General features: G+C 66.6%; 2 protein-coding genes and 1 pseudogene. All 3 read left to right on the forward strand.

What is annotated here, in order from left to right:
• A pseudogene (locus tag Q8Q77_RS05210) lies at nt 1-515 on the forward strand (F0F1 ATP synthase subunit beta); the annotation flags it as partial.
• A gap of 5 nt (nt 516-520) precedes the next feature.
• Nucleotides 521-787, forward strand: coding sequence for an ATP synthase F1 subunit epsilon (locus Q8Q77_RS05215; protein ID WP_305581868.1), 267 nt, complete (start codon nt 521-523; stop codon nt 785-787).
• Nucleotides 788-887: 100 nt separating this feature from the next.
• Nucleotides 888-1601 (forward strand): hypothetical protein, encoded by a 714-nt coding sequence (locus Q8Q77_RS05220; RefSeq protein ID WP_305581870.1) that lies wholly within the window; start codon nt 888-890, stop codon nt 1599-1601.
• Nucleotides 1602-1737 lie beyond the last annotated feature (136 nt).

A 1737-nucleotide genomic window follows, 5' to 3' on the forward strand; every position in this document is an offset into this window, starting at 1 on the left:
TCCAGGCCATCTACGTGCCCGCCGACGACCTGACCGACCCGGCGCCCGCCGCCTCCTTCGCCCACCTGGACGCGACCACCGTGCTCTCGCGCGACATCGCCGCCCAGGCCATCTTCCCGGCCGTGGACCCGCTGGACTCCAGCTCGCGGATCATGGACCCCCTGGTCATCGGCGAGGAGCACTACAACGTCGCCCGCCGCGTCCAGGAGACCCTGCAGGCCTACAAGTCGCTGAAGGACATCATCGCCATCCTCGGGATGGACGAGCTGTCGGAAGACGACAAGCTGACCGTGGCCCGCGCGCGGAAGATCTCCAAGTTCCTCAGCCAACCGTTCCACGTGGCCGAGCAGTTCACCAACATGCCGGGCGTGTTCGTCAGCCTGGAAGACACCATCCGCTCGTTCAAGGCGGTGGTGGACGGTGAGTACGACCACCTGCCGGAAGCCGCCTTCTACAACGTCGGCACCATCGAAGACGCGGTGGCCAAGGCCGAGCGTCTGGCCTCGGAAGCCTAAGAAACATGGCCGAGAAGCTTCACTTCTCCCTGGTCTCGCCGGAGCGCGAACTGTTCTCCGGCGAGGTCGACCAGGTCGACGCGCAGGGGTCCGAGGGCGGCTTCGGCGTCCTGGCCGGCCACGCGCCGTTCATGACGGCGCTCAAGGAAGGCCAGGTCGTGGTCCATAACGACGGCCAGCTCACGGTGTTCGAGGTCCAGGGCGGCTTCGCCGACGTGACCCCCGAGGGCCTGACCATTCTCGCAGAACACGCCGTCGAGGCGGGTCGCTGACACTTCTGCGCCTCGAACTCGCCGGAAAGCGCCACTACAGCACTTGCGAGGGACGGCCGCATTGAGTGTGATGCACCATCAAGTCAGGGAAAACGCAGCCATGCGCACCGCCATCGTCAGTCTGATCGCCATTGCCGGCGTCGCCACCGGCGCCATGGCGCAAACTCCGCCGACCGAACCCGCGCCGCCGCCGGCCGCGCCCCCCGCCGCGACGATGACGCCGGCGCCCGAGGCCGCGCCTCCCGTGGTCACGCCCGCGCCGGACGCGACCATGGCGCCCGCCGCGCCGCCCGCCGCCGAGGCTCCGCCCCCGCCGCCGCCGGAAAAGGTCTACACCATCCCGACCACTGGGGCGGAAGGCCAGATCATCGACGTGCTGAACCGGGTCTGCAAACCCCTGGTGAAGGGCGGCAATCTCGAGCAGCTCATGAAGGGGATGCCCGGCTACAAGAAGAACCGCCGCGACGGCACCTACACCGCCACCCTGGTGGCCAAGCCCTACACCGTGACCATCTGGCCGACCGGGTCCAACAAGGACGTCTGCCGCATGGTGGTCAACTACCAGATCGGCGCGGAGACGCCGATCATCGTGGGCCTCAACATCTTCTCGTTCCTGCACCAGCCCGAGCTGCTGCAGCAGCGCAACGACTACACCCCGAGCCCGGAATACAAGCGCGTCACCAACACCTGGGAATATCTGACCGACCACGAATCGATCGGCCTGGTGTTCATGCAGCTGAAGAAGCCGGACGGCGCTTCGGTGAACAAGAACTGGGACATGGCCGAAGTGCTCTACTCCGAGCGCAAGTTCTAGAGCCTGACCGTTTCAGCTTGGAGCGTATCCTGAGTTGACGAGGTAGTTGGCGCATTCTGCTGGGCTGAATTGGCCGAGCAGATCGCCGATGCGCCGCCAGGTGGCCTCGACGGTGCGTTCGGCGGCTTTGCGCAGC

This window comes from Phenylobacterium sp., from assembly GCF_030698145.1.
Classification (GTDB): Bacteria; Pseudomonadota; Alphaproteobacteria; order Caulobacterales; family Caulobacteraceae; genus Phenylobacterium.

Coding starts and splice junctions, on each gene's coding strand:
- Q8Q77_RS05215 (WP_305581868.1), top strand. CDS start 521: ATGGCCGAGAAGCTTCACTTCTCCCTGGTCTCGCCGGAGCGCGAACTG.
- Q8Q77_RS05220 (WP_305581870.1), top strand. CDS start 888: ATGCGCACCGCCATCGTCAGTCTGATCGCCATTGCCGGCGTCGCCACC.